The sequence below is a fragment of the Streptomyces sp. M-16 genome, assembly GCF_052114405.1.
Classification (GTDB): domain Bacteria; phylum Actinomycetota; class Actinomycetes; order Streptomycetales; family Streptomycetaceae; genus Streptomyces.
In genome coordinates this window covers 1-4,484 of sequence record NZ_JBFRER010000240.1, presented here as the reverse complement: position 1 = coordinate 4,484, position 4,484 = coordinate 1, and the positions used below count along the sequence as shown (strand labels likewise).

The following is a 4,484-nucleotide window of genomic DNA, read 5'->3' as shown; positions in this document are numbered from 1 at the left end:
CGATCGACCGGGAAACCACCCACCGCGTCACCCCCCTCCGCGACCAGCCGCCACAGATCCTCCGGAGACCGCACCCCACCCGGATAACGGCAACTCATCCCCACGATCGCGATCGGCTCATCGGCGGAAGCGACCGGTGCCGGAGCGTGTTCCGGGGCGCCGGGCTGCGTGCCGACGAGTTCGGTGAGCAGGTGGCGGGTGAGCGCCTCGGGCGTGGGGTGGTCGAAGACGAGGGTCGCGGGCAGCCGCAGGCCGGTGGCCGTGTTGAGGGAGTTGCGGAGTTCGACGGCGGTGAGGGAGTCGAAGCCGAGGTCCGTGAACTGCCGGTCCACCGCGACCGACCGGACGGATTCGTGGCCGAGCACCGCGGCCGCCTGGGTCCGGACGATGCCGAGGACGACGTCGTAGCGCTCGGCGGGCGGCAGGGCCGCGATGCGGCCGGCCGGCGAGGAACCCGTCGCGCTCTGGTGCGCGTCGTGCAGCGTACGCCGTACGGAGCCCCGTACGAGCTGCCGGAACAGCGGGGGCAGAGCGCCGGCGCGGGCCTGGGCCCGGAGCGCGGTGGTGTCCAGGCGGACCGGGACCACCGTGGCGAGGGCGGAGCGGCAGGCGGCGTCGAAGAGCGCCAGGCCCTCCTGTGCCTCCAGTGCGATCAGCCCCGACCGGCTGATCCTGCGCCGGTCCGCGACGGCCAGGTCGGCCGTGAGCGCGCTGGTCTCCGCCCACAGGCCCCAGGCGATCGACACGGCGGGCAGCCCGGCGGCCCGCCGGGCTTCGGCGAGGGCGTCGAGGTAGGAGTTCGCGGCGGCGTAGTTGGCCTGTCCCGCGCTGCCGAGGGTGCCCGCGGCGGAGGAGAAGAGGACGAAGGCGGTGAGGTCGGCGTCGCGGGTCAGCTCGTGCAGGTTGAGGGCGGCGTCGGCCTTGGGGCGGAAGACGCGGTCGACGCGCTCGGGGGTGAGCGCGGAAACGATTCCGTCATCGGTGACGCCCGCAGCGTGGACCACCCCGGTCAACGGCCGGTCGGCGGGTACCGACGCCAGCAGTTCGGCCAGCGCCGTGCGGTCCGCCACGTCGCAGCGGACGGTGCGTGCCTCGGCGCCCAGCGTCCCCAGCTCCTCGGCGAACTCCGCCGCGCCCTCGGCGTCCGGTCCCCGCCGGCTCGCCAGCAGCAGGTGCCGCACCCCGTACTCGGTCACCAGGTGGCGTGCGACGAGGCGACCCAGCGCACCGGAGGCGCCGGTCACCAGGACCGTCCCTCCGGCCGAGAAGGCGGGACGGCGACCCGTGCCGTCGGCATCGGCATCGGCATCGGCGGGCGGTTCGGTGGACGTGGCGTCGACCCGCGTCAGCCGCGGAGCGAGCAGCGCGCCGTCCCGGACCGCCACCTGCGGCTCGCCCGAGGCCACCGCGGCCACGAGCGGGGCGGTGGCGAGGGCGGCGGTGTCGGTGTCCGTGCCGGTGTCGCCCGTGACGTCCACCAGCACGAAGCGGCCGGGGTTCTCCGACTGCGCAGAGCGCACCAGTCCCCATACCGAGGCCTGTGCCGCGTCCACTTCGGCGGCTTCGGTGCCGGTGTTCACAGCCCCTCGCGTCACGATGACCAGGCGCGATGCGGCGAAGTGGGGTTCCGCCAGCCACTCCTGGAGCAGGGCCAGCACGCGCTGCGCGGTTGCGGCGGCCGACGTGTCCGCCCCGCCGTCGGTGTCGCCCGGGACCACGACGGCCACCGCTTGCGGCGTCGGGGCCTGAGCCCCGTCCGGAGCCGGCAGGCTCGCGCGCACCACCACGTCCACGGGCTCCGCACCCGGGGCCGGATCGCACCGCTCCCAGTCCACCCGGAAGAGGGAGTCCCGGAGCGTCGAAGCCCCCTGGCCGCCACTCGCTTCGGCGAGTTGCCCGGGTGTCACCGCCCGCAGCGTCAGGGACTCCACCGATGCCACGGGCCGGCCCAGACCGTCGGTGATCTCCAGCGCCACCGAGTCCGCCGCGGAGCCGGCACGGGTCAGACGGACCCGCAGCGTCTCGGCGCCGGTTCCGTGCACGCTCACACCGCTCCAGGCGAACGGCAACCGTCCTTCGTGCCCGGCCGCGGGGAAGTCGCCCACGATCACGGCGTGCAGCGCCGCGTCGAGGAGGGCGGGGTGCACGGCGAAGCCGTCGACGGAGGTGTCGTCGGGCAGCCCGACCTCGGCGAAGAGCTCGTCCTCCCCCCGCCGCCACACTGCGCGCAGGCCCTGGAACACGGGCCCGTACGCGAAGCCGGCGTCGGCCAGCCGCCCGTAGCAGTCGTGGATGTCGACGGCGGTGGTGCCGGCCGGCGGCCATGCCTCGGCCGTCCCGGGCATAGCCGGGACGTCGGGCGCGTACGTCGCGCCGGTGTCGGGGACGAGGAAGCCCGTGGCGTGACGGGTCCAGGGCAGCTCCGCGGCGGCCTCGTCGATCGCATCGGCACGGGAGTAGATCCGCACCGTACGCCGGTCCGCCTCGTCGGCGGCTCCGACCACCACCCGTACCTGGACCGCGCCGTGCTCCGGGAGCACCAGGGGCGCTGCCAGGGTGAGTTCGTCGACGCGACCGCAGTCGAGTTCGTCGCCGGCCCGGACGGCCATCTCCAGGAAGGCGGTTCCCGGAAGCAGCGTCACACCGGAGACCGCGTGGTCCGCCAGCCAGGGGTGCGTGGCCAGCGACAGCCGACCGGTCAGCAGCGAGCCGGCGCCGTCCGGCAGCAGGGCCGCCGCGCCGAACAGGGCGTGTCCGGCGGCGGCCAGGCCGGCCGCGGCGACATCACCGGGGGCGGTCGGCGCGTCCAGCCAGTAGTGCTCGTACTGGAAGGCGTAGGTGGGCAGTTCGACACCGCGGGTGCTTCGCCCGGCGTAGACGGCCGTCCAGTCGACGGGTACGCCGTGGACGTGGAGGTGGGCGAGGGCGGTGGTGACGGCCGTTGCCTCGGCACGGTCGGCGCGCAGGAGGGGGACGGTGACCGCGTGCTCGTCCAGGGAGTCCTGGGCCATGGCCGTCAGGACACCGCCCGGACCGACCTCCAGGAAGGTACGGACGCCCAGGCCGGCGAGGCAGGTGACCGCGTCGGCGAAGCGGACCGACTCGCGGACGTGGCGCACCCAGTAGTCGGTCGAGGAAAGCTCTTCCGCGGTGACCGGAGCGCCGGTGAGGGCGGAGACGACCGGCAGGCGCGGCGCGGCGAAGGAAACACCGTCCACGACGGCCCGGAAGTCGTCGAGCATCGGGTCCATCAGCGGGGAGTGGAAGGCGTGCGAGACGGAGAGCGCCTTCGTCTTGCGCCCGTCGGCCGCGAGACGGTCGACGACCGCCGCGACGGCGTCCTGTGCACCCGAAACCACCACGGCGGAGGGGCCGTTGACCGCCGCGATGCCGGCACGGTCCTCGTACCCGGACAGCAGGTCCCGTACCTCGGCCTCCGAGGCCTGCACCGCGACCATCACCCCGCCGGCCGGGAGGGCCTGCATCAGCCGGCCGCGCGCCGCCACCAGAGCCGCGGCGTCTTCGAGCGACAGCACGCCCGCCACGTGGGCCGCCGCGAACTCGCCCACCGAATGGCCCGCCAGGAAGTCCGGACGGACGCCCCACGACTCCACGAGCCGGAACAGGGCCACTTCGACGGCGAACAGCGCCGGCTGAGCCTGCCCGGTCCGGTGCAGGAGTTCGGGGTCCTCTCCGAACACCACGTCCTTGACCGGCTGTTCGAGCTGTGCGTCGAGCGCGGAGCAGGCCGCGTCGAAGGCCTCGGCGAAGGCCGGGAAGGCCGCGTACAGTTCGCGTCCGGCTCCGAGCCGCTGGCTCCCCTGCCCCGAGAACAGGAACGCGGTCCGGGGTCCGCCCGCGGGCGCGCCGGTCGACGTCTCGCCGCGCACGAGGGCGCCGGGCGCAGGGCGGCCTTCGGCGAGGGCACCCAGGGCGGCCATCAGCTCTTCGCGGCCGGTGCCGACGACCGCGGACCGGAGGTCGAGTGCTGCCCTGGAGGTCGCCAGGGACAGGCCGACGTCGGCGGGACCGAGGTCCGGGTGTTCCGTCAGGTGCGTCAGCAGACGTCCGGCCTGCTCGCGCAGGGCCGCCGGGTCCTTGGCGGACAGCGGCCACGCGACCGCCGTGTTGGTGGTCGTAGCCTCCGTCGGCGAGGGCGCCCGCTCGTCGGTCCGCGTCGGCGGCTCCTGTTGCTCCGGCTGCTCGATGACCACGTGTGCGTTGGTGCCGCTGACGCCGAAGGAGGACACGCCCGCCCGTCGCGGACGCCCGTGCTCCGCCCATTCCACCGGTTCGGTGAGCAGTTTGACGGCGCCCGCCGACCAGTCGACGTGCGGCGAGGGCTCGTCGGCGTGCAGGGTCCTGGGCAGGACGCCGTGCCGCATCGCCTCGACCATCTTGATCACACCCGCCACACCGGCGGCGGCCTGGGTGTGCCCGATGTTCGACTTCAGCGAACCCCCGATGTTCGACTTCAGCGAACC

1 protein-coding gene is annotated in these 4,484 nt (G+C 74.5%); it reads right to left on the bottom strand.

Going from position 1 to position 4,484, the window contains the following annotated elements:
* On the bottom strand, nt 1-4,484 hold a 4,484-nt coding region (locus tag AB4039_RS41530; protein WP_442273227.1), incomplete at both ends, for an SDR family NAD(P)-dependent oxidoreductase.